This is a genomic window from Nonomuraea sp. 10N515B, from assembly GCF_052245915.1.
Classification (GTDB): domain Bacteria; phylum Actinomycetota; class Actinomycetes; order Streptosporangiales; family Streptosporangiaceae; genus Nonomuraea.
In genome coordinates this window covers 1-21381 of record NZ_JBQQBQ010000029.1, presented here as the reverse complement: position 1 = coordinate 21381, position 21381 = coordinate 1, and the positions used below count along the sequence as shown (strand labels likewise).

Sequence of the window (21381 nt, the reverse complement as noted above, 5' to 3'; positions counted from 1 at the left end):
AGGGTTAGCTGAAGAGTCACTCCAAGGCGAGTGGGAGTTCCACGCGGAAGGTGGAGCCGTGCTCCGGCGAGCTGTCGACGGTGACCGTCCCGCCGTGGGCCCGCACGAGCGCCCGCACGATGGCCAGGCCCAGCCCGCTGCCCCGATCCTCGGCCGAGCGGCGGCGGGATCGGGCGGAGTCGGCGCGGTAGAAGCGTTCGAAGACGTGCTCGACCTGCTCGTTGGTGAGGCCGGGCCCGTTGTCGACGACCTCGAGGAAGACCTTGTCCGTGCCGGCCCCGACTCTGACGATGATCGGCGAGCCGGGCTCGGTGTGCACGATCGCGTTGGTGACGAGGTTGCTGATGACCTGGCGCAGGCGTACCTCGTCGCCGGAGACGATCAGGGCCGCGCCTCCGACCACGTCCAGCTTGATCAGCCGGTCGGGCGCGAGGATCCTGGCATCCTGTACGGCGTCCGCGGCCAGCGCCAGCATGTCCACGGGCCGCATCTGCAGCGGCCGCTGCTGGTCCACCCTGGCCAGCAGGAGCAGGTCGTCCACCAGGAGGCTCATCCGCCCGGCGGCCTTCTCCACGCGCTGCATCAGCTCGGCGGGGTCGGCGCCGGGGTTCTGCCTGGCGTACTCGGCGAAGCCCCGGATGGAGGTCAGCGGGGTGCGCAGCTCGTGCGAGGCGTCGCCGACGAACTGGCGCATGCGGTCCTCGGAGCGCCGAGCCGCCGCCTCCGAGGCCGACCTGGCGGCGAAAGCCGTCTCGATCTGGGCCAGCATGCCGTTCAGCGACTTGGCCAGCCGGCCGACCTCGGTACGGGGATCGGCGTCAGGCACCCGACGGCCGAGCTGGCCGCCCGCGATGGCCTCGGCCGTGTGCTGGATCTGGCCGAGCGGGCGCATGCTGCGGCGTACGATCGTGACGCCCACGACGGCCAGGATGAGCAGGATGCCGCCGCCGCCCAGCAGCTCGATGAGCACCAGGCGCCGGGTGATCGCGTCGACCTCCTCCAGGTCCACCGCGACCACGAGGGTGCGCCCGTCGATCATGCTCTCCATCACCCGCCACTCCCCGCCGCCCCTGACGGCGGACGTGGTGTAGGGCTCGTGGTCCGGGATGGGCGACAGGACCGGCTTGGGCTTCAGGTCGACGTCGCGGTCGGTGAGCATGGGCACGAACTCGCCGCCGGGCTCCTTGACCAGGACGATCGCATCGGACTCGATGAGGATGGGCCGGTCGGAGATCTCCAGGTCCTTCTTGCCGATCGCGATGACCTTCTTGTACATGCGCACGCTGAGGAGCTGGAGCTGGCCGTCCACCCGGTCGATGAGGTAGCCGTGCAGGACCGAGACGCTCACCAGGCCGATGAAGGTCATGCCGAATCCCAGCAACGCCAGCATCGACGCGATCAGCTTGATCCTCAGCGGCATGCCGCGCATCAGGGACTCGGCGGCAGGCGAAGAACGTATCCGACACCACGCAGGGTGTGGATGAGCCGGGGGCTGCGGTTGTCGATCTTCCGGCGCAGGACGGAGACGTACGACTCCACGATGCCCACCTCGCCCCTGAAGTCGTAGTCCCACACGTGGTCGAGAATCTGCGGCTTGGACAGAACCCGCCCTGCGTTCGTCATGAAGTATCGCAGCAGCTTGAACTCGGTCGGCGACAACGCCACAGCGTTGCCCCCGCGCCACACCTCGTGGCTCTCCTCGTCCAGCTCGATGTCGGCGAACGTCAGCCGCGGCGGCGCCGCCTGCTGCTCGCCGGCCGTCCTGCGGAGCACCGCGTGGATCCTGGCGACCACCTCCTCCAAGCTGAACGGCTTGGTGACGTAGTCGTCGCCGCCGATCGTGAGCCCGCGGATCTTGTCCTCGGTCTCGTCACGGGCGGTCAGGAACACCACCGGCGTGTGCACTCCGCCGCCGCGCATCCGCTTGACGATCTCGAAACCGTCCAGATCGGGCAGCATGACGTCGAGCACGACGAGGTCAGGGCGGTGACGTTGCACGGCGGCGACGGCGTCGAGGCCGCTCTTCGCCGTGGTCACGTCGAATCCCGCGAACCTCAGGCTCGCGGCGAGGAGTTCGAGGATGTTCGGATCGTCCTCGACGATTAGCAGGCGTGATTCCATCACATCCAAGGATGCCCTCATTGGACGAGTGCTGGGACAATTCCGGCAATGTGCCTGGCGATGGCCAGGCTGGACGTGGCGGCAGGGGAGGGCGCGTTGCGTACCAGGACGACGTTGTCGTGCACGTCGACCACGAAGTCGTCGACCATGTCGCCGTCCCTGGCCACGGCCTGAGCGCGGACGCCGCTACGGGCCCGAGTGAGGTCGGCGGCGGTCAGCTCGGGAACGTAACGCTGCGCGCCTTTGAGGAAGGCGCTCTTGATGAGCGATCCGCGGATCTCTTTGAGCCCGGTGCGCCAGTGGCGACGGGCGAGGCGCATGGTGCCCGGCCAACCAAGAATTTGCCGGAAATTCCTGATATTTCGCCATCCGTAGCCCTCGTACGCGAGCGCGAGCACCGCATTCGGCCCTACAAGCACGCCGCCATCCGTCTGCCTGGTCAGGTGGACCCCCAGGAACGGATACCGCGGATCGGGCACCGGATAGATCAACCCGCGAACGAGATCCTTCGCCGCGCCCCTCAGCGCATAGAACTCCCCACGGAACGGGACAATCCTGACATCCCCCGGATGCCCAGCCATCCTGGCCACCGAATCCGTCCCCAGCCCTCCGCACACCACCAGCCGGTCGAAGGTGAAGCGCCGCCGTCCCGCCAGCACCTGCACGCCTGCTGAACGCTCCCTGATCGCCCGTACCGGGTGCGAGAGCCGCACGGAACCGCCGAGCTCCACCACGTCGAGCGCGAGCCGGCGGGCGACCGCGGCGAAGTCGCAGATCGCGGTGTGCGGCGAGTGGATCGCCCCCACGCCGACCGCATGCGGCTCGATCTCCCGCAGCGCCAGCGCGTCCAGCTCGGCGATGCCCGGCACCCCGTTGGCGCGGGCACGCTCGGCCAGCGCGTGCAGCCGCGAGCGCTCGGCGCCGGTGCTGGCGATCACCAGCTTGCCGACCTCGTCGTACGGCAGCTCGTTCGCGGCGCAGTAGTCCTTGAGCAGCGCGACGCCCTCCCTGCACAGCCTGGCCTTGAGCGAACCCGGCGGGTAATAGATGCCCGCGTGCACGACGCCGCTGTTATGGCCGGTCTGATGGGCGGCGACGTGGCTCTCCTTCTCCAGCACCGTCACCTCGGCGCCTCTGGTGATGGCGAGCTCGCGCGCCACCGCCAACCCGACGATGCCCGCGCCCACAATCCCGATCTTCTCCGTCACATGACGATTTTCCGGCTAACCGGCCGTCCCCGCCATATCTGGACGAATCGAACATGAGTACGATGCACCTATGCACCTCCCACCAGACTGGCCCGCCGAGGTGATGTGATGTATCTCCCGCCTGACTGGCCCGCCGAGGTGCGCCCGCCCAGCGTTCCCGACTGGGAGACGTCGGCGGTGGCGTGGCTGCTCGACGCGGTGCCGCCGGACTACCGCGCGTACGAGGTGCTCCGCCGGCATCCGGTGGCCCTGGCCAGCATGGCCAGACATCACGTGAGCTCCGCCATCGAAGCCGCCCGCGCCGGCTACCGCAACGCCGCCGTGGATCTCAAAGGCCATCTCCCGCCGCACGCCATCGAGGCGGTGCTGGACACCTATCGGGCGGAGGGGCCGCGCCTGGTGCGCCTGTCCCGGAGCATCGCCGCCGTCGAGGCGGCGCTCCGCGGCGACATGTTCACCACTCTCGCGCGCAACTAGACCCATACTTTTACGGTCGCCCAGCGACACTCCAATCGCCGACGCCGGTGACCGGCCCTCCAGGGAGACGCTCACCAGCTTCACCGGCGCGTCGCCGCAACGGCGCATACGTGGCCGAGTGCCAAGGCGAAGCGGTCACCGGGTGCGGCGGGCAACAAAAGGTGACCCCGTCCGTGACGTCACCGGGTGCGGCGGGCGATGAAGGTGATCACCCCTGTTGCCATCGCCGCCGCGGCCAGCCAGATGAGGACGTCCTTGGCCGTCAGGCCTCCCCCGCCGCCGTCGGCCGCGGCCTGGGGTGACGGGTCCGGTGTGTTCTCCGCCCTGGCCGGGCTGGGTGTGGCCGTGGGCTTGGCGCGGGCCGGGAGCGGGACCCGGTAGACCGGGCTCTTCGGGCCCTCAGTGCCGGTGAGCAGGGCGGTGCCGTCCGAGGTGTAGGTGATGGACTCGGCCTGCTTCAGCTCCGGCATCGTCACCTTGGAGATCGACTCGCCGGAGGGCTTGTAGAGGGTGGCGGAGAAGTAGGTGCGGATGACGTAGGAGGAGCCGTCGGGGGCGTAGGCCGCGTCCGTCGCCATGATGGGGGCGCCCGCGACCTTGCGGAGGATGTTCGTGCGGTCGGCGCGGAGCTTCTTGGGGGCGGCGTAGACGGATCCCGCGAACTCCTTGGACACCACGTAGAGGCGGCCGGTCTTCGGGTTGATCATCATGCCTTCGGCGTTGCGGGCGCCGTCCGCGTACCGGAAGCGGTAGCGGGTGGCGGGCAGGGTGGCGTCGCCGAGCGTGCGAGGCTCCATCACCTTGTAGATGGAGATGTCCGGCCAGGCCCCGTCCAGATTGTCGCCGATGTCGGCGAACCAGAGCACCCCGCGGCCGGTCGCCGGGTCCTTGGTCGCGGCCATGGCCTCCCAGTCCCGGGCCTGTGCGCCGCGGACCTGGTAAGTGGCACGGGTCCGGCCGTTCGCGTCGACCGCGTAGAAGGTCGGAGCGGCGGCGCTGTCGTTATGGGTGTAGTAGACGCCGTCGTGCGTCGGGGACACCGCCAGGCCGCTGGACTCCGTGATGCCCGGGTCCTTGAAGGTGAAGAGCTTCTCCGCCCCGTCGTCCGCCGCATGGGCGGGCACGGCGGCAAGACAGCAAGTCGCCGCGGCGACGGCCAGCACCCTGATCACGACATCCCCCACGCCAGTCATCATGCCTCACGCGCCGCCTTCCAACGCGGACGCGCACCGCCGCGTGCGCGAGCTCGCCGTCTACACCTTGCGCACCTGGCGTGGCTCGACATCACTGCCGGGCTGTTGACCGATCCGGGCGCTGTGGCGGTGGAAGCCGAGGCTCTGGAGCACCACCAGCAGCCCGTTGGCCGCCGCCATCGCCACCCACAACCCGGTGATCCCCCAGGTCCTGGCCACCGGCACGGCGGCCGCGAGCAGCACGCCGTAGCAGACGGCGAAGTACCACAGGCTCGCGCTCGACCGCTTGAGCGCGGTGAGCCCGGTGCCCTTGACCGCCTGCGCGGCGTCGAACAACGACGACAGCAGCATCACCGGCAGCAGCGCCAGCGCCCGCTCACGGACCACCTGGTCGTCGCTGAACACCGTCATGATCTGCGCGCCGAACACCAGTAACAGCAGCGCCCCCGCACCCGCACCCATCATCGCGAGCAGGATGGCGGTCCGGCCGGCACGCCGGGCCTCGGCGGCGTCGCGGGCGCGGGCCACGTCGGGCACCGACGCCTGGGCGACGGCGACCGACGCCACCAGCATGATGGCGGTGAGCGCGGTCAGGACCGCGTGGGCGGCGGTGTCGCGCGTGCCGGTGGTGCTCGCGGCGAAGGTGACGACACCGAGCACCCCGAATTTGATCAGTACGGTCGCCGCCAGCGGAATGCTCACCCGCGCCAGCCGGACGATCTCCCCCATCCTGGGGCGCGACTGCCCGATGCCCTGCCCGAACGCCTGACGCAGGTTGAAGGTCGCCACGAGCGCTGCCGCCGTCCCCGAGATCAGCCAGGCCAGGCCGACTCCGGTCAGCCCGAGCGGCGGCACCAGCACGGCGGCCAGCACGCTCAGCAGCCCCGCGGCGGTCAAGCTCGCCCACAACACCTGGGGGTTGCGCCCGAGCGCGATCAGTATGGTGCTCGTGCCCCCGGTGGAGGCGAAGACCAGCAGATAGCCCGCCAGGAAGTACGGCAGCAGTCCCAGCTCGTTCACCACCTCGCCGGGCACCCCGGCGGCACCCGCCAGCAGCGGCACGCACAGCACCGCCACAGCCCCGACGGCGCCGGCGGCGAGGCTGAGCCAGCGCGCGTCCCGCACGATCGGCACGGCCGCCGCGGGATCCTCTCGATGCGGGGCCACGAACGGCCCGAGCCCGCGTAACGCGCCCTGGATGGCGGCGGTCGCGGGATTGAGCACGGCGGTCATGACGGCGAACGCGGCGAGCGTGACGGTGTCGTGTCTGCCCAGCACGGACGTGACCACCAGCGACCCCACCGTGCCCGTGACCATCGCGACGAACAGCGGAACCGCGGCACGAAGCAGAACGATCACCTGAACACCCTATGGCCTGGAGCGCACTCCAGGTCTTTAGGGTTGGAACCATGGAATACGTCAACCTCGGACGCAGTGGCCTACAGGTCAGCCCGCTCTGCCTCGGCACCATGAACTTCGGCCCGCAGACCTCGGAGGAAGACTCCTTCGCGATCATGGACAGGGCCCTGGAACTGGGCATCAACTTCTTCGACACCGCCAACGTCTACGGCTGGAAGATGGGCGAGGGCGTCACCGAGCAGATCATCGGCCGGTGGTTCGCCCAGGGTGGCGGCCGCCGGGAGAAGACCGTCATCGCGACCAAGCTGAACGGCGCGATGAGCGACTGGCCCAACGACAAGAAGTTGTCCGCGCTCAACATCCGCAAGGCCTGCGATGCCTCGCTGAAGCGGCTGCAGACCGACTACATCGACATCTACCAGGCCCACCACGTCGACCGGGACACCCCGTTCGAGGAGTTCTGGGAGGCCATGGAGATCCTGCGCCAGCAGGGCAAGATCATCTATGTCGGTTCGTCGAACTTCGCCGGCTGGCACCTCGCCAAGGCGCAGGAGACGGCGGCCAAGCGTAACTTCAACGGATTCATCAGCGAGCAGTCCCACTACAACCTGCTCACCCGCGCGGTCGAGCTGGAAGTGCTGCCCGCGTGCGAGGACTACGGCCTCGGCGTGATCCCGTGGAGCCCGCTGGCCGGCGGCCTGCTCGGCGGCGTGCTCCGTAAGATCGACAAGGGCCGCTCGGCCGCCGACCACATGGTCGTGCAGCTCGAGAAGCACCGCGACAAGATCGAGCAGTACGAGAAGCTCTGCGACGAGCTGGGCGAGGAGCCGGCTTACGTGGCCCTGGCCTGGCTGCTCAAGCAGCGGGCGGTCACCGCGCCGATCATCGGCCCGCGCACGCTGGAGCAGCTCGACGGCAGCATGCGGACCCTGGAGATCGAGCTGGACGAGGCCGCTCTGGCCCGCCTGGACGAGATCTTCCCCGGCCACAAGACGGCCCCGGAGGACTACGCCTGGTAGGCCGGGCCGCGCCTGTCAGCTCAGCAGCGCGCCGATGACCACGATCAGCAGGAGCAGGCCGAGCACGACGGGCAGCAGCCAGGGGCGAGGACGATCCACGACCTGGAGCCTAGCCTCGCTCAGCGGGTGCGAGCGCCCATTCGGCGAGTGACTCGTACCTCACCTGGGGTCCTGGATAGCTGCGGACGAGACGGACGTGCTCCGCCCGCCACGGCGAGCCGCTGAACCCGGACAGCGACTCGACCAGCGGGCGGAGGTCCGTCTCCGTCTTGGCGCGGGCCAGCGTGAGGTGCGGGTGGAAACGTTTCTCGTCGGTCTGCGTGGCTCCGGCGCGGCGGGCGCCTGCCTTGACCGAGTCGGCGAGCCTGGTCATGGAGTCCCCGACGACGCCGATCCAGAAGACCCTGCCCCGGCGCGCGGAGGAGAAGGCGCCGAAGCCCTCGAAGGCGAGGTCCAGCGCCGAGTGGCGGTGGACGGCCCGGGCCAGCCGCACCTCCAGCTCGGGCAGCACCTCCTCGGGCACCTCGCCGAAGAAGCCCAGCGTGATGTGCCAGGTGGCCCGGTCCGGCCAGCGCAGCCCCGGCACCTGCCCGACGTGCGGCGCGATCGCGCGTGAAATCTCATCCAGCACCTTGTCGGGCGGCACCACGGCCGCGAAAAGCCTCATACAAACCGATTATCACGCCATGGCGAGAACGGGCTTCCTCCCGACCCGGCGGCCGATCAGGCGTGTCATGAGCACCGCCAGCCCAGTGCCGGCCAGCACCAGCACGCCGGACAGGATCACGCCCGCGCGCGGCCCGCCCAGCTCGGACAACCAGCCGATGAGCGGTGCGCCGAGCGGCGCGCCACCGGTGAACACCAGCATGTAGATCCCCATGACCCGGCCCCGCATCTCGGGGGACGTGGCGAGCTGGACGCTGGCGTTCGCGGCCGTGTTGATGGTGATCAGCGCGATCCCGGTCGGGATCAGCAGCAGCAGGTAGGCCGGATAGAAGGGCGCCAGCCCGGTGGCGATCTGGAACAGCCCGAACCCGATCGCCCCGGCGAACAACACCTTCTTCGACAGCCTGGCCCGGCGCGCCGCGAGCAGGGCACCGCCCAGCGCGCCCACCGCGAACATGCTGGAGGCCAGCCCGAACGAGGATGCGCCCGCCTTGAACACCTCGCGGGCCATGAGCGCGATCGACATCGAGAACGACTGCGAGAACATCGACACGAACCCGATCAACAGCACCGGCATGAGCAGCTCCTCGCGCCGGATGACGTACTTCAGGCCCTCCCTGAGCTGTCCCTTCGCTCTCGGCACCGGATCGGCCGGGTTGAGCTCGGCCTTCCTCATGAAGATCAGGCTCGAGATGACCCCGCCGAACGTGAGCGCGTTGATCAGGAAGAGCGGCCCCGTGCCGCCGAACACGTAGATCAGCACGCCGGCCAGCGCCGGGCCGACCACGCGGGCGAGGTTGAAGATGGAGCTGTTGAGCGCGATCGCGTTCGGCAGGTCCCGGCGGCCGACCATCTCGACCACGAACGCCTGCCGGGTCGGCACCTCCACGCAGGAGATCATGCCGAGCACGAACGCCATCACGTAGACGTGCCACACCTGGGCTGTGCCCGTCATCGTCAGGACGCCGATGGTGAGCGCCAGCGCGGCCATGAGCGTCTGCGCGGTGATGAGGATGGGGCGCTTGGGGTAACGGTCGGCGAGGACTCCGCCGAACATCCCGAACAGCAACATCGGGAGGAACTGCAGCGCGGTCGCCGTGCCGAGCGCCGCCGCGCTGCCGTGGGTCAGATCGAGCACCAGCCAGTCCTGGGCGGTGCGCTGCAGCCAGGTGCCGACGTTGGAGACGGTGCCACCGGCGGCGAACATGCGGTAGTTACGAATACGGAGCGACCGGAACATCCCGGTCTTGCGTTGCTCAGGCTCTATATCTTGCTGAGCTTCTCCAGAATCGGCGCGGCCTGCCTGAGGATCGACCTCTCCTCCGGCGAGAGCTCCTTCAGCCGCTGTGTCAGCCACGCCTCCTTGCGGCGTCGCTCCTCCTTCAGCAGCTTCTCGGCGGCCTCGGTCACGGTCACGGTCACCTGGCGCCGGTCGGTCGGATGCGGGGTACGGGCGAGCAGGCCGCGCTCCTCGAGCGCGGCGATCACGCGCGTCATCGAGGGCGGCTGCACCTTCTCGAGCTCGGCCAATTCGCCGGGGGTTATCCCGGAATGGCGTTCCACGGCCGCGAGCGTCGCGAACTGTGTGGGCGTCAGCGAGTGCGCCGCCGCCTGTCGTCGTAGGCGCCTGGTCAGCCTTGCCAGTGAAACGCGCAAGGCCGAAGCCAGGCCTGCGTCGCTGCGCAGGTCCATCTTGTGCTGGGTGTTGGTTAGCATGAGTCATTACCTTTGCTAACTATAGGGCACAGCAAGATATTTCCCAATCCGGTTAGGGTCGTCTCACCTCTTGATACCCGCAAGCCGCCCCGCTCGCGCGGGACGGCCAGGGCATGCTTTCGTACTCAGATTCCCAGCAGCGCCCGGATCGGGCCGATCGCGAAGTAGAGCGCGAAGAGGATGCCGACGCCCCACAGCAGCGGGTGGATCTGCCGCGCCTTGCCCGCCACGATCTTGATCAGCACGAAGGTGACGAAGCCGGCGCCGATGCCATTCGAGATCGAGTAGGTGAACGGCATGATCACAATGGTGAGGAACGCCGGGATCGCGATCTCGTAGTCATTCCAGTCGATGTCGCGGACCGCCGTCATCATCAGGAAACCGACCAGGACCAGCGCGGGAGCGGCGGCCTCGTACGGGACGATCTTGACGAGCGGCGCGAAGAAGATCGCCACTAGGAACAGCAGACCGGTCACCACGCTGGCGAGGCCAGTACGAGCGCCCTCGCCGACGCCGGCGGCTGACTCGATGTAGGTGGTGTTCGAGGAGACCGAGCCCGCGCCGCCGGCCGCCGCGCCCAGTGAGTCCACGAGCAGGATCTCCCGGGTACGCGGCAGCGTCCCGTCCTCCTGGACCAGGTTCGCCTGCCGACCGACGCCCACGATCGTGCCCATGGTGTCGAAGAAGTCCGTGATGAGCAGCGTGAACACCAGCAACCCGGCCAGCAGCACATCGACGCGGATGAAGGCGCCGAACGGGTCGAACTCGGTGAACAGCGTGAGCGGGTTGTGGAACCCGAAGATCTCGTCGGGCACGATGGGACGGTTGAGCTGCCAGCCGCCGGGGTTCTCCGCCGAGAAGTTGCCGGCCTTGGCCAGCAGTTCGACGATGATCGCCAGGATCGTGGTGCCGATGATGCCGATGAGGATCGCGCCCTTGACCCTGCGCGCAACCATCACGACCGTGGCCAGCAGCCCGACGATGAACACGAAGATCGGCCACGAGGTCAGGCTGCCCGCGATGCCCATCTCCAGCGGCGGCCCGGCGGGCACGCGGCGCACGAAGCCGGCGTCCACGAAGCCGATCAGCGCGATGAACAGGCCGATGCCGACGCTGATCGCGGTCTTGAGCTGGGCCGGGATGGCGTGGAACACCGCCGTCCTGAGCCCGGTCAGCACCAGGATGGCGATGATGACACCTTCGAGGAAGACCAGGCCCATGGCCTCCTCCCAGGTCATCACCGACGCGATGCTGAAGGTGACGAAGGCGTTCAGGCCCAGTCCCGCCGCCATGGCGAAGGGCACCTTGCCGATGACACCCATGAGGATCGTCAGCACGCCCGCCACAAAAGCCGTGCCTGCGGCTACGAGCGCGACGTTGGCCGTCGCGCCGTCACCGATGTGCTGGCCGGTCAGGTCCTTGCCGTTGGCGATGATGATGGGGTTCAGCACCACGATGTACGCCATGGTGAAGAACGTGGCCAGGCCGCCCCGGATCTCACGGGAGAAGGTCGACCCTCGTGCGGAGATTGCGAAAAATCGATCTATTGAGTTACGTGTGTCGCTCACGCGCGAAGAGTGGCAGTATGCGTGAACTGCGGAAAAGTGGCAGTGATGAGATCGAGACCCGATTGGAAGCTAGGCTGGATCCGTGAAGCAGCAGTGGCACCCCAACCCCGAGCCGATCAAGACCAATGACATGGCCGCCATCGCCGTGGGCACCGCCCTCTGGGCCGTCGCCCTGGTGGTTCTGCTGATCTTCCGCCCCGCTCCGGAGAACGAGTGGTGGCTCTGGACCTGCGCGACCGGGGTCGGCTTCGGCTTCCTCGGCATGTGGCTGGTACGCCGCCCCAGAACCTGACGCGCGTACGCCGTCGAAGCTGACATTCGTCATCTCCGGCACTTCCCCGAAGTCACCCTCAAGCGGTGTTACCACCCACTACATCGACATATCCCTGTACGACCATGCTTGTCAGCATGAAGAAGCCCATCGCGACATTCCTCTTGGCGGCCGCGGTCCTCGCCGACTGAAGGACCAGCCGCTCAAGGTGGGGGACCGGGAGCTCACGTACGGGCTGGCCCAGCTCGCCGTCATCACACCCCTGTACGCCAAGGCCACCTGGCCGATGCTCGAGCAGGCCGCTGCGGCCGCCATCAAGGGGAACGGCACCGCCACCCTGGCCGACTCCTACACCGGCCGCAAGGCGGACGGGACGACGGCGATGACGAGCGTCTGCGATCCTCTGTGTTTACCCGAGGATTTCGGGCAAATCGGGCGGGCGTGGCCGTGGCGGGCCGTCTGCGTACGGTCCCAGGGGGAGTACGGGGGTGGCCGCGACGCGGTGGAAGCCGGTCCGGTGGTGAGGATCGCGTGCAAGTCCTGTGCGTCCCGCGGGCGGGCGGGTCGTCTGGGGTGCTTGGCCCGCCGGACGCTGTCCACCCCTGTTGGGGGGTGGGGCGGGCACCGTGCGCCGGTCGGGCACACGGCTGGAGGTCATCGAACTGTTCTTCGGGGTGCGGGTGGGTCGTTTCGGGGTGGGCCGGTTCTTGGCTCTGTCCCGCGCTTCCGGGCGGGGGTGCAGGTCGGTTCGCGTACGGCGGGCGCGGCGGGCGGCCCGGGTCGCCTTGCGAGGGCGGCGGGCACGGGCCACGTTGCCCTCGACCACCTTCCGGATGGTGCGGGTCCCGGTGGTGCGGTCGGTGCGGGTGGCCTGCTGGCCGAGCAGGCCGCGGGCGAGGATGCGTTCGGCCGCCGCCCAGTCCCGATCACACGACAGCCCGCACGCCGGGCACCAGGCCCACGCCCAGCCCCGCTCGGCGAGCCGGTCCGGGGCCGGGCAATGCCGCAGCATCGACGTGCCGTCACCGCAGCGGGGGCAATACTTGGACGTGCCGCGCGCCGGGACGGTGACCACGGCGATGCTGTGCCTGGCCGCCAGGTGCCGGATCGCCTCCACGACCTGGCCGCGCACCTGCCCCGACAGCCGCGCGTTCGCGCGTCCCCGCCGCCCGCGCGCCTCCAGGGTGGCGAGGTCCTCCAGATAGATCACCGTCGCCCCGGCGGCGACCGCTTGGTCGACCGCCCAGCGGGCCGCCGACCAGGCCAGCGCCTTGTTCAGGTTGCGGATGCGCGCGCACAGTCGCTCATGCTCGACGCTGATGACCTCCCACGCTGTGGCCAGTTCGGCGAAGCGGGCATCGGCGGGCGTAAGGCCCGCCAGCAACCGTTCCTGATGTGTGCGCTTGGCGGCCAGGTGCTCACGCTCGGCCCGCAGCCGGTGCAGCTTGGCCGACACGCCGCCGGCGTCGTAGGCCAGCGGCCGCCCATCCGAGACGACCCGGCCGTCGGCCGTCAGATGCCCGATCGTGCCGGTCAGCACGGCGTTCAGGCCCCAGTCGAAGCCGCACCCGATCACATGACCGGTGGCCGGCGCGAAACCGATCGGGATCTGGAACGGCAGATCGACCCGCACCCGGCCCTTGACCACGCGCAGGGTCGGGGCGCACAGCTTTGCCTCCGCAGGCACGGTCGGCGGCAGGGCGATCGGCAGCACGTGCCAGGCCCAGTCCCTGGCGGAGGCGGGGCAGGCGGTCAAGGGCAGCTTCACCCGCAGCCGGGCGCTGCGCTCGCCGGTGCGTTCCAGGGTGGCCAGTTGCCGGTCGGCCGCGGCCAGCACGATCTGCGATGCACACGCGGGAGGCCCCTCCAGCTGCGTGAGATCCGCCGGCAGCACGCCGTCATGCTTGTCGCGGTAGGCGCGGATCTGCCGGGTGCGATTGCGGACCTCCGCCGCGCCTGCCCCATCCGGCAGCACCGCCCGCAACGCGTCCCATTCCGCGTCGGTGCGCCTGCCCGGGTCACGCGGCCACGTCGCCACGATCGCCGCCACCATCTCGCGCCGGTGCAAAGCCAGCCGCAACAGCCGGGCCGCCTGCTCCTGGGCACACCGCGCCACCCGATCACACACATGCACGCCCGACGCCGGACTCACGCCCCAGCCCAGCCGCCGGGCGGCCATCCAGCCCTTGGCTGGCAACACCCGCCCGTCCAACCCCACCCCGGACGCCAGGGCATCCAGATCCGCCGCACTCCACCGGCCGGCCACGAGGTCGGCGGCCAGCTCCCGCGCCAGGCCGGTCAGCCAAGCGACCCGCTGGGCCAGCAGCGCCTGCGAGACGACCTGACCGGTCTGCTCCACGATCGCGCCATGGGCGGTACAGGTCGCCGTCGCGGTGAGCTTACTCATGCACCCACCGCCCCGCCTCGCTCAGGCCGAGGCTGACGACTCGCACCGGCATCGGCCGCCATACGGCCATGCTCGACGACCCGCATGCCCGCCCCCGCCCCGGCTCCGGTTTTCACCGTCAGTGACCGTAAGACTACCAACAATTGGTCCTGGCGGGTAGAACATGTGAACGACTTGATGCCCGCCTCACCCTGACCCGCCTGGTCAGAACCGGCCGTCACCGCCCGTCGCGTCGCAGGGGGTGAAGGCTCGGTGGCGTCGCGGGACAACCAGATCGGCGAGCGCCCCACCGACGCGCACCGGCCGGGCAAAGTGCTCCTGCCCCGGGGCCTGACCGTCACCGCCAATCCGAAAGAGCGCCACTACGAGATCAGGTCAGACGCTTGGGTTTTCATGGCGAATATGACGAGCAGTCCATACCCTGCAGGCCATCAACTGCGCCGACACCGCCGAACGCCCCACCGCCGCCGAGACCGCCCAGATCAACGAGCGGATCAAGGAGGTCTTCCCGATCCTGGCGACGGAGGCGTCGAGCGGCGTCTGCGCCCACTGGCCGGTGCCGGGGGACGACGCGGCCAAGCGCATCGACGCGACCGGCTCGGCGCCGATCGTGGTGATCGGCGGCAAGGGTGACCCCGCCACGCCCTACCAGTGGGCCGAAACGCTCACGCGGCAGCTCAAGACCGGGGTCCTCGTCACGTACGAGGGCGAGGGGCATGGGGCTTACCTGAGCGGGAGCGGGTGCGTGATGAAGGCGGTGGACGCATACCTGCTGGAGGGCAAGCTCCCCACCCAGAGCAGCACCTGCCCCGCCTGACCCGCCGCGGCCGGTGGGGCAGGCGGACCGCCAGGGGCGCGGACAGGTGGCCGGCCGTCAGGACAGGTCGGCCTCCGCCAGGAGGAGCGGCACCGACTCAGGGTCGCGGAGCAGGGCCGCCACCGCGAGCCGGTCGTTCCACTGGCCCGTGGCCCAGGCCAGGCCGCGGGCCAGCCCGTCGACCCCCGTGCAGTGGACGGCGCCCTCGAAGTAGCGCCACGCGCACTCCACCCCGTCCACCAGCAGTTTCTCGTGCGCCACATACGTCGAGGGCGCCGTCGGCAGCAGGGATCGCACCTCGGCGGGCACCTCCCGTGTCTCCCCCTGCGAGGTGACCTCCCCCGAGGTCAGCTCCCCCGCCAGCGGCAGGTCGAGCAGCTCGGACAGGGACTCGGCCAGATCGTCAGGGGCCAGCACCAACGGCCGGTCCACGACGAGCTGGAGCAGGTCAGGCGCCTCCACGACGACCACGTCCTCGGCCGCCGCCACCACGATCGTCCCGCGGAGCACGGCCCGCACCCGGGACGGCGGCGCCACCCGCGAGGGATCCACGGCGGCCAGGGCGACCCACAGCGCACGCAACTGGGCCCGGTCCACCTCCATCGACTCGTCCGCCATCAAGTCCAGGAGCTCCTCCGGCCCGCCGTGCGAGGCCAGCAGCTCGGTCAGGGTCGTACGGACTCCCAGCATCGACAGCGCGCCCTCGTCGAACCCAGGGGGCGCGTCGGCGTAGAGGCCCTGGAGGAGCGGGTCGGCTCCGGGCAGCCGCAGCTCCCGAGGCTTGCGCCCGCCCAGCACCGGATGGTTGGCCAGCCACCAGGCGGTGTAGGACGGCACCTCCACACCCTCGATCCGCAGCGGATGCAGGGCGGCCCGCAGCGGCGGCGTGGTGAGCAGCTCCAGCGCGGCCCGCCAGTCGGCCACCAGCTCCAGGTCCCGCACGGCCGTGAACTCGGGCACCAGGGGCGGCACGTCCAGCTCGGGCAGCAGATCGAGCACGTGCTCGAGCCACTCGTCCTCGCCGTCGAGATCGTGGTCGCACTCGTCGGGGTCGAGCAGCACGTCCTCGTCCTGCACCATCGCGAACCCGTCGAGCACCCCTGCCGCGGCCAGCACCCGGGCGCCGTAGGTCTCCTCCAGCTCGGCCGCGGCCACGCCGAGGTGCGTGCCGGACTCCAGGACCCCCGCCAGCGCCCCGTCGGCCAGCATGAGCTCCCCGGCCGGGTAGAGCTCGCCGTCGGTGCCCGGCAGGGCCAGCTCGGCCAGCCACGGCGCCTCGCCGGGCGCCAGCCCGGCCGCGTCCACGAGGGACAACACCGCCCGCGCCACGGGCTCCGGCTCCGGGCTGTCGAGCGACTGTGCGACGGCGGCCTTGGTCAGCGGGTCCTCGAGGACGGTGCGCGGTGTGGCCTCGGCGGCGCCCAGCCTGAGCAGCGCGGGATGGGCGGCGTCCTGGTGCACGATGCGCAGTCCGAGCGGGGTCAGGTCCAGCTCCGCCCCGCCGTCGGTCAGGATCAGCGTGCCGCGCGGCCCGCGGACGAGCCGCCCGTCCGCCAGCGGCACCGGCAGGGCGCCGAGCGACTCGGGGTCGTCGGCGGGCAGCACCTCATAGAGCGAGCGCCACCACGACGGCTCCCGCGCCTCCACGACCTCGCCGGACAGCAGGTCCACCACGTCGGACAGCTCCACCTTGCGTACGCCGAGCGCCGTGATGGCGGGATGCCGCGGCGGCCATCCCCCGGGCAGCAAACCGGGTATGAAATCGGCGACCGTCTCCAGCAGCTCCCCCGACCCCGACGCGAGCACGGCCGCCTCACGGCCGGAGACCACCCACCCGTCGGCCCCGGGCTCCGGTGCCGGGTGCTCGACCTGCCACTCGGCGTCCGGCTCGTAGACCTCGGCGTCGGCGAACGACGGCGTCTGCACGACCGGCGCCGGGGCGGACAAGGCAGGCAACAGGGGCGTGGCGGGCAAACGGGCCAGCACGGCCCGGCGGATCCTGGCGTCGAGCTCGCCCTTGCCCATGAGGGAGGGCACCAGGTCCAGCAGTTTGGGCGTGCGCGGCAGCTCGCGCAGAAGCTTGACGTAGGTGTCCGCGGCGCGTTCGACGAGGAAGTCGGTGAGCGGCCCCCTGGCGACGTGCCGCCGGTCGGTGGCCATCGGGAACGACGCGATCAGCAACGCGGGCAGGTCGAGCGGCTCGTCGCTGGGCGTGGGCGCGTGGACAACGGGCGGCACCGTGCCGGGCAGCGGCCCGGGCTCCCCCGTGCCGGTGACGGGCACCGCCCAGCGCAGCGACCAGTAGGGGCGGGCGCGCTCCTCCGTGGGCCGGTCGGCGAACAGCCTGCTCACCTCGTCCGGGGTGAACTCGCCCGACACCGACACCACATGCCAGCCGTCGGCGCCCACACTGCGGACCGAGCCGTCGAGGTCGATCTCGATGGCCTCCAACGCGGGCATGCCGAGCAACAACGCGGGGCTGGTCTCGGCCAGCATGCGCCGGACCGCCTCGACAGCACCCTGGTCGCGCAGCGGCAGGCGGACGAGCGTGTCGAACCCCTCGGGAATGTCGACCATGGGCGGCTCGTCGAACGGCAGCCTGAGCAGCGGCACGTGCCCGGACCGGTCGGCGAGCTCGCCCGCCAGCGCGTGGATCTCGCCGACCAGGGCGGCGGTCTCCGTACGCGACCAGCGCACGGCGCCGCTCTCACGCGAGCCGATGGACGGCGCGTCGCTGACCGAGACCACCGCCGCGAACCCGACGCCGAACCGCCCCGCCGCGCCGCTCTCGTCCCGCTTGCCCGAGGCACGCAGCGTGGACAGGCTCTGCACGCCGGTGGCGTCGAGCGGGGCGCCGGTGTTGGCGGCCGTGAGCACGTCGCCGCGCAGCGTCAGCCGCAACACCCCTGGCACACCCGCCCGCAGCGCCGCGTCGGCGGCGTTCTGGGCGAGCTCGACGATCAGCCGATCGCGGTAGCCGCCGAGCGCGAAGTCCTCCTCGGCGTTGGCGTCCTCGCGGAACCTGGCCGGCGAGGCCGTCCATGCGGCCAGGACGGCGGCTCGCATCCGGTCACAGCCAAAGGTGTCGGTCATCGATCACGTCCAGTGTTGAGGAGTAGGGGGCCAGGGTAGGTTAGCGGCCCTGGCCGACAACGATCTCCGTTTCGCCCCGCCCAAACGGGACATCCAGGGCTGCCCAGCCAAGCCGCACGACGCCCGCCCGTGCGCACCGGGTTGTGACCCGCATCGCCACCGGCCGGGCGCGAACCGCCGACCGGAGGTGAGCCGCCGATCGGAGGTGAGCCGGGGGCGGTCCGGGCGATGGGTGCAGTGGGCGGGTCAGGAGTGGCCAAGCTCCTCGGAGGCCGACTCGTCGACCGAACCCGCCGCTTCCTCCTCCTCCATCAGGTCATATCCCAGGTCGTCAAGGATCGGGATGGCCTGCTCCACAGGCGGCGGCAGGACCGCGGCCTCGGAATGGGCGCCGCAGCCGTGGTCGGCGGCGACCACCTTGCCGTCGTCCGGCGCGTATTCATTGGTGCAGACCCCGAACATCTGCCGCAGCGAACCCGCGAGCAGCCAGTAAAACCCGCAGGTGGAGCATTGCGCGGGAGCGGCGTGTGCGATCGGTGTGTGCGGCCCGTGCTCGCCCGAGTGCCAGCGTCTGGCTGCCCGGTCCTTGCCAATGGCCGAGAGCACACGGGCTCGGCCCAGGCCGTACTCGAAAACCGCCTGGTGGTCGGCGTCGCCGCCGGCTTCGGTGAAACCGGGCGCGAGTCTGTCGTCGTCTTCCGGGGTGGGCAGCAGGTCACCCACGCCGAGGTCGCCGGGACGCAGGCGCTCGCTCCACGGCAGCCATTCGGGGGCGAGCAGCGCTCCCGAGCCGGGCAGCAGAACGACCTCGCTCACCGTGACCTTCTTGGCGCGCGAGGCACGCGTGACCGTGACGGCCCAGCGCCAACCGTGGTAGGCCCGGTCGAGGCAGGCGAAATAGTGGGTGACGATCCGGTCGCCCTCGCTCTCGAAGCCGAGGTGCTCGCCTGGTCGACCCGGGCGCGCGAGCTCCTCAGCCGCGGCGCGCGCCAGATCGACCGCGGCCGCACAGGCCTCGTCGGGAGCGGAGACGCGGGCCCTGGTGCGGCTCATTGGGCCGCCTCCGGCGAAAGGTGCTGTTCGCTCACACTTCATTCTCACCCATGACCGGACCTGGACGGGCACACAACGGGGGATCCTCCGCCGACTCGGTGGAGTAATCGGGTAAGACTTGTAGGCGTGGAGGGTGGCTGGGAGCGGGCTCGTCAGATCACGCGGCGCGTAGGGCGTGGAGTCGCCGACGCGGGTCGCGTGACCGCGCGCGCCGGAAAAGCCACGGCCAGCGGCACCGCGCGGGCCGGCAAGGCCACTGCCAAGGGTGCGCATAAAGTCGGCAAAGCGACGCGCCGGCTCACCTACGCCAATGGCGCGGGCCGCACCGGGCTCGGCCGGCTGATCGAGCTGTCGGCCGGCAACAGCGCCAGTGACGCGCTGGTGACGGTGGCGCTGGCGAGCACGGTGTTCTTCGGCGTGCCCGTCGGCGAGGCCCGCGGCTCGGTCGCGCTCTACCTGGTCATCACGATGTTGCCGTTCGCGCTGCTGGCGCCGTTCGTGGGGCCGATACTCGACAAGTTCAGGTCGGGGCGGCGCTATGTGATGGCGGGCACGTTGTTCGGGCGGGGCCTGCTGTGCTTCGCGATGGCCGCGGCGGTCGGTCCCGGCGACCTGCCGACGTTGTTCATCGGGGCGCTGGGCGTGCTGGTGTTGTCGAAGGCGTACAACGTGTCACGGGCGGCGATCATGCCGAACGTGCTGCCCGCCGACATCACGCTGGTGTCGGCGAACGCGCGGGTGGCGCTGTTCACGCTGGTCGCGGCGGGGGCCGCGGTGCCCATCGGGGCGGGCATGACCGCGTGGCTGGGCAGCGCGGCGGTGCTGCGCATCGCGATGGTGGCCTTCCTGCTGCTCGGCGTCGCCGCCGTACGCCTGCCGCGCCACGTCGACTCCCCTGACCTGGAGGAAGAGGGGGCCCAGCCGTCCCGCTGGCGCACCCTGTTCAACGTCGGCCCCGCGGTCGCCGAGGCGGTCTGGGCGAACGTGGCCATCCGCGTCTTCTCCGGCTTCCTGCTGTTCTTCCTGCTGTTCCTGGTGCAGGACAAGGCGGTGCCGTGGCTGGCGGTGAACCAGGCGTGGGCGCAGGATCCGTTCTTCGACATCCCCAAGACGATCGCGCTGCTGGCGGCGGCGGCGGGGCTGGGTGGCCTGGTGGGCGCGGCCGTGGCCAACTGGACGCGTAACCACGCCCCTCAGCTGATCGTGCTGGTCACGCTGGCCGTGACGGTCGCGACGACCATCGTGACCGCGATCTTCTTCGGGCTGTGGGCCGCGCTGGCGATCTCCTTCGTCACGGCGTTCGCACAGGAATTGGGCAAGCTCGCGCTCGACGCGATCGTGCAGCGGGAGATCGGCGAGGAGGTGCGCTCGTCCACGTTCGGCGTGGTCGAGGCGGTGCTTCAGCTCGCCTGGGTGTTCGGCGGCCTGGTCGGGCTGGTGCTCTCGCTGGCCCAGAGCAGCCTGGCCGGGCTGATCACGCTGGCCGTCGCGCTGACCGCCGCACTCGGCTGGCTGCTGATCGCCAGGAGGAAGCGGGTACGCGCCACCAAGGCCAAGCTGGCCAGGCAACGGGCCGAGGCCGAGACGGATGAGCAGGACCCGCGGTGGCCCCAGCCGCATGACCACGACCCGCGACCGGCGGAGACGGATGACCACGATCAGCGGCGAGGCGACACGCTGGACTCGACCAAACCGCTGACCAACCCCTTCGGCTGAGCAACTCGCGGTCAGGCCGCGGCCGGTGACCCACCCGCGGCCTCGGTTCGGCCCTTACGCGTCGAGGTCGTCGGCGACGGCCCTCAGCACCTGCGCGATCTTCTTGGCATGCGCCGCGTCCGGATGCTTGCCCCGCTGATACGAGGTCGAGATCTCATCGAGCAGCTTGATCAGATCCTCGACGATGACGACCATCTCGTCCGGCTTCTTCCGCTTGGCCTTGGGCTTGGGCTTGGCCAGGGTCGGCGGCTGCTCCAGGATCCTGACGGAGAGCGCCTGCTGGCCGCGGCGGCCCTCGGCCACCCCGAACTCGACCTTTTGGCCGGGCTTGAGCGGGCCTGCGCCTGTGGGCAGCGCGGAGGAATGCACGAAGACCTCACCGCCGTCGTCGCGGGTGAGGAAGCCGAAACCCTTGTCGGCGTCGTACCACTTGACCTTGCCACTCGGCACAGGAGGACCTCGTTCAAACAGTCGAAAAGCTGGATGGATGTAGGTTATGCCCCGATGAGCGCTGGAGCGAGCGCATAAAGGCCGGTGAATTACCGGAGTTCGTCGCGCTGGGACCAACCGGTGAAGGTTTTTCACCGCACCTCGCGAGCTTGCAGGACGAAGATTGCTTTGACGAGTTGACCTGCACGTAGCGGGCAACAGCGGAGTTTGCGCAGGATGCGCCAGTTCTTCAGGACGGCATTCGCGC

General features: G+C 70.2%; 18 protein-coding genes and 1 pseudogene. 5 read left to right on the top strand and 14 right to left on the bottom strand.

The annotated features are described in order from the left end of the window. Window positions 1-16 precede the first annotated feature (16 nt). Genes ACTWQA_RS34325 through lhgO form a run of 3 tightly spaced genes read right to left on the bottom strand, consistent with a single transcriptional unit; the run spans window position 17 to window position 3329 of the window. Window positions 17-1420 (bottom strand): sensor histidine kinase, encoded by a 1404-nt coding sequence (locus tag ACTWQA_RS34325; protein WP_443163140.1) that lies wholly within the window; start codon window positions 1418-1420, stop codon window positions 17-19. An 8-nt stretch (window positions 1421-1428) separates the two neighbouring features. Continuing rightward, complete coding sequence (locus ACTWQA_RS34320; RefSeq protein ID WP_127936947.1) at window positions 1429-2121, bottom strand: response regulator transcription factor; 693 nt, start codon at window positions 2119-2121, stop codon at window positions 1429-1431. 17 nt (window positions 2122-2138) lie between these two features. Further along, window positions 2139-3329 (bottom strand): L-2-hydroxyglutarate oxidase, encoded by a 1191-nt coding sequence (lhgO, locus tag ACTWQA_RS34315; RefSeq protein ID WP_443163139.1) that lies wholly within the window; start codon window positions 3327-3329, stop codon window positions 2139-2141. 108 nt (window positions 3330-3437) lie between these two features. Here lhgO and ACTWQA_RS34310 point away from each other — a divergent pair, with 108 nt between their 5' ends. Further along, the gene (locus ACTWQA_RS34310; protein ID WP_305919655.1) at window positions 3438-3806 is read left to right on the top strand and encodes a hypothetical protein; all 369 of its coding nucleotides are present in this window, start codon (window positions 3438-3440) and stop codon (window positions 3804-3806) included. Window positions 3807-3985: 179 nt separating this feature from the next. On the opposite strand, the gene ACTWQA_RS34305 is transcribed toward ACTWQA_RS34310, so the two are convergent. Both ACTWQA_RS34305 and ACTWQA_RS34300 read right to left on the bottom strand, forming a co-directional pair. Continuing rightward, on the bottom strand, window positions 3986-4999 hold the full coding sequence (locus ACTWQA_RS34305) for a hypothetical protein (protein ID WP_443163225.1): 1014 nt from the start codon (window positions 4997-4999) through the stop codon (window positions 3986-3988). A gap of 60 nt (window positions 5000-5059) precedes the next feature. Continuing rightward, window positions 5060-6358: an MATE family efflux transporter gene (locus tag ACTWQA_RS34300; protein ID WP_443163138.1), complete on the bottom strand. Its 1299-nt coding sequence runs from the start codon at window positions 6356-6358 to the stop codon at window positions 5060-5062. A gap of 50 nt (window positions 6359-6408) precedes the next feature. Here ACTWQA_RS34300 and ACTWQA_RS34295 point away from each other — a divergent pair, with 50 nt between their 5' ends. Beyond that, window positions 6409-7377 (top strand): aldo/keto reductase, encoded by a 969-nt coding sequence (locus tag ACTWQA_RS34295; RefSeq protein WP_327587697.1) that lies wholly within the window; start codon window positions 6409-6411, stop codon window positions 7375-7377. 109 nt (window positions 7378-7486) lie between these two features. Here ACTWQA_RS34295 and thpR read toward each other — a convergent pair whose 3' ends face one another. From thpR to ACTWQA_RS34275, 4 genes are all read right to left on the bottom strand, one after another. Beyond that, window positions 7487-8044 (bottom strand): RNA 2',3'-cyclic phosphodiesterase, encoded by a 558-nt coding sequence (gene thpR / locus ACTWQA_RS34290; protein ID WP_305919659.1) that lies wholly within the window; start codon window positions 8042-8044, stop codon window positions 7487-7489. Window positions 8045-8056: 12 nt separating this feature from the next. After that, window positions 8057-9283, bottom strand: coding sequence for an MFS transporter (locus ACTWQA_RS34285; RefSeq protein ID WP_443163137.1), 1227 nt, complete (start codon window positions 9281-9283; stop codon window positions 8057-8059). Window positions 9284-9306: 23 nt separating this feature from the next. Further along, window positions 9307-9759 (bottom strand): MarR family winged helix-turn-helix transcriptional regulator, encoded by a 453-nt coding sequence (locus ACTWQA_RS34280; protein ID WP_127936955.1) that lies wholly within the window; start codon window positions 9757-9759, stop codon window positions 9307-9309. A 125-nt stretch (window positions 9760-9884) separates the two neighbouring features. Next, window positions 9885-11327: an NCS2 family permease gene (locus tag ACTWQA_RS34275; RefSeq protein ID WP_443163136.1), complete on the bottom strand. Its 1443-nt coding sequence runs from the start codon at window positions 11325-11327 to the stop codon at window positions 9885-9887. An 82-nt stretch (window positions 11328-11409) separates the two neighbouring features. Between ACTWQA_RS34275 and ACTWQA_RS34270 the strand changes: the two genes are divergently transcribed. Then, window positions 11410-11619, top strand: a complete 210-nt coding sequence (locus ACTWQA_RS34270) for a DUF2530 domain-containing protein (protein ID WP_443163135.1) — start codon at window positions 11410-11412, stop codon at window positions 11617-11619. A 388-nt stretch (window positions 11620-12007) separates the two neighbouring features. Here ACTWQA_RS34270 and ACTWQA_RS34265 read toward each other — a convergent pair whose 3' ends face one another. Continuing rightward, the gene (locus ACTWQA_RS34265) at window positions 12008-14005 is read right to left on the bottom strand and encodes a zinc ribbon domain-containing protein (RefSeq protein WP_443163134.1); all 1998 of its coding nucleotides are present in this window, start codon (window positions 14003-14005) and stop codon (window positions 12008-12010) included. Between the two features lie 421 nt (window positions 14006-14426). Between ACTWQA_RS34265 and ACTWQA_RS34260 the strand changes: the two genes are divergently transcribed. After that, entirely contained in the window at window positions 14427-14822 is a 396-nt protein-coding gene (locus ACTWQA_RS34260; RefSeq protein ID WP_443163224.1) for an alpha/beta hydrolase, read from the top strand. Between the two features lie 57 nt (window positions 14823-14879). Here ACTWQA_RS34260 and ACTWQA_RS34255 read toward each other — a convergent pair whose 3' ends face one another. Both ACTWQA_RS34255 and ACTWQA_RS34250 read right to left on the bottom strand, forming a co-directional pair. Beyond that, entirely contained in the window at window positions 14880-17915 is a 3036-nt protein-coding gene (locus ACTWQA_RS34255; protein ID WP_443163133.1) for a sacsin N-terminal ATP-binding-like domain-containing protein, read from the bottom strand. A 246-nt stretch (window positions 17916-18161) separates the two neighbouring features. After that, the gene (locus ACTWQA_RS34250) at window positions 18162-18968 is read right to left on the bottom strand and encodes a DUF3027 domain-containing protein (protein ID WP_327587690.1); all 807 of its coding nucleotides are present in this window, start codon (window positions 18966-18968) and stop codon (window positions 18162-18164) included. A gap of 198 nt (window positions 18969-19166) precedes the next feature. Between ACTWQA_RS34250 and ACTWQA_RS34245 the strand changes: the two genes are divergently transcribed. Next, a complete protein-coding gene (locus ACTWQA_RS34245) occupies window positions 19167-20684 on the top strand; it encodes an MFS transporter (protein ID WP_443163132.1) in 1518 nt (505 codons plus the stop codon). 54 nt (window positions 20685-20738) lie between these two features. Here the strand turns inward: ACTWQA_RS34245 and ACTWQA_RS34240 are convergent, their stop codons facing one another. Both ACTWQA_RS34240 and ACTWQA_RS34235 read right to left on the bottom strand, forming a co-directional pair. Next, window positions 20739-21134, bottom strand: a complete 396-nt coding sequence (locus ACTWQA_RS34240; protein WP_305919667.1) for a cold-shock protein — start codon at window positions 21132-21134, stop codon at window positions 20739-20741. Window positions 21135-21265: 131 nt separating this feature from the next. Next, a pseudogene (locus tag ACTWQA_RS34235) lies at window positions 21266-21381 on the bottom strand (IS5/IS1182 family transposase); the annotation flags it as partial.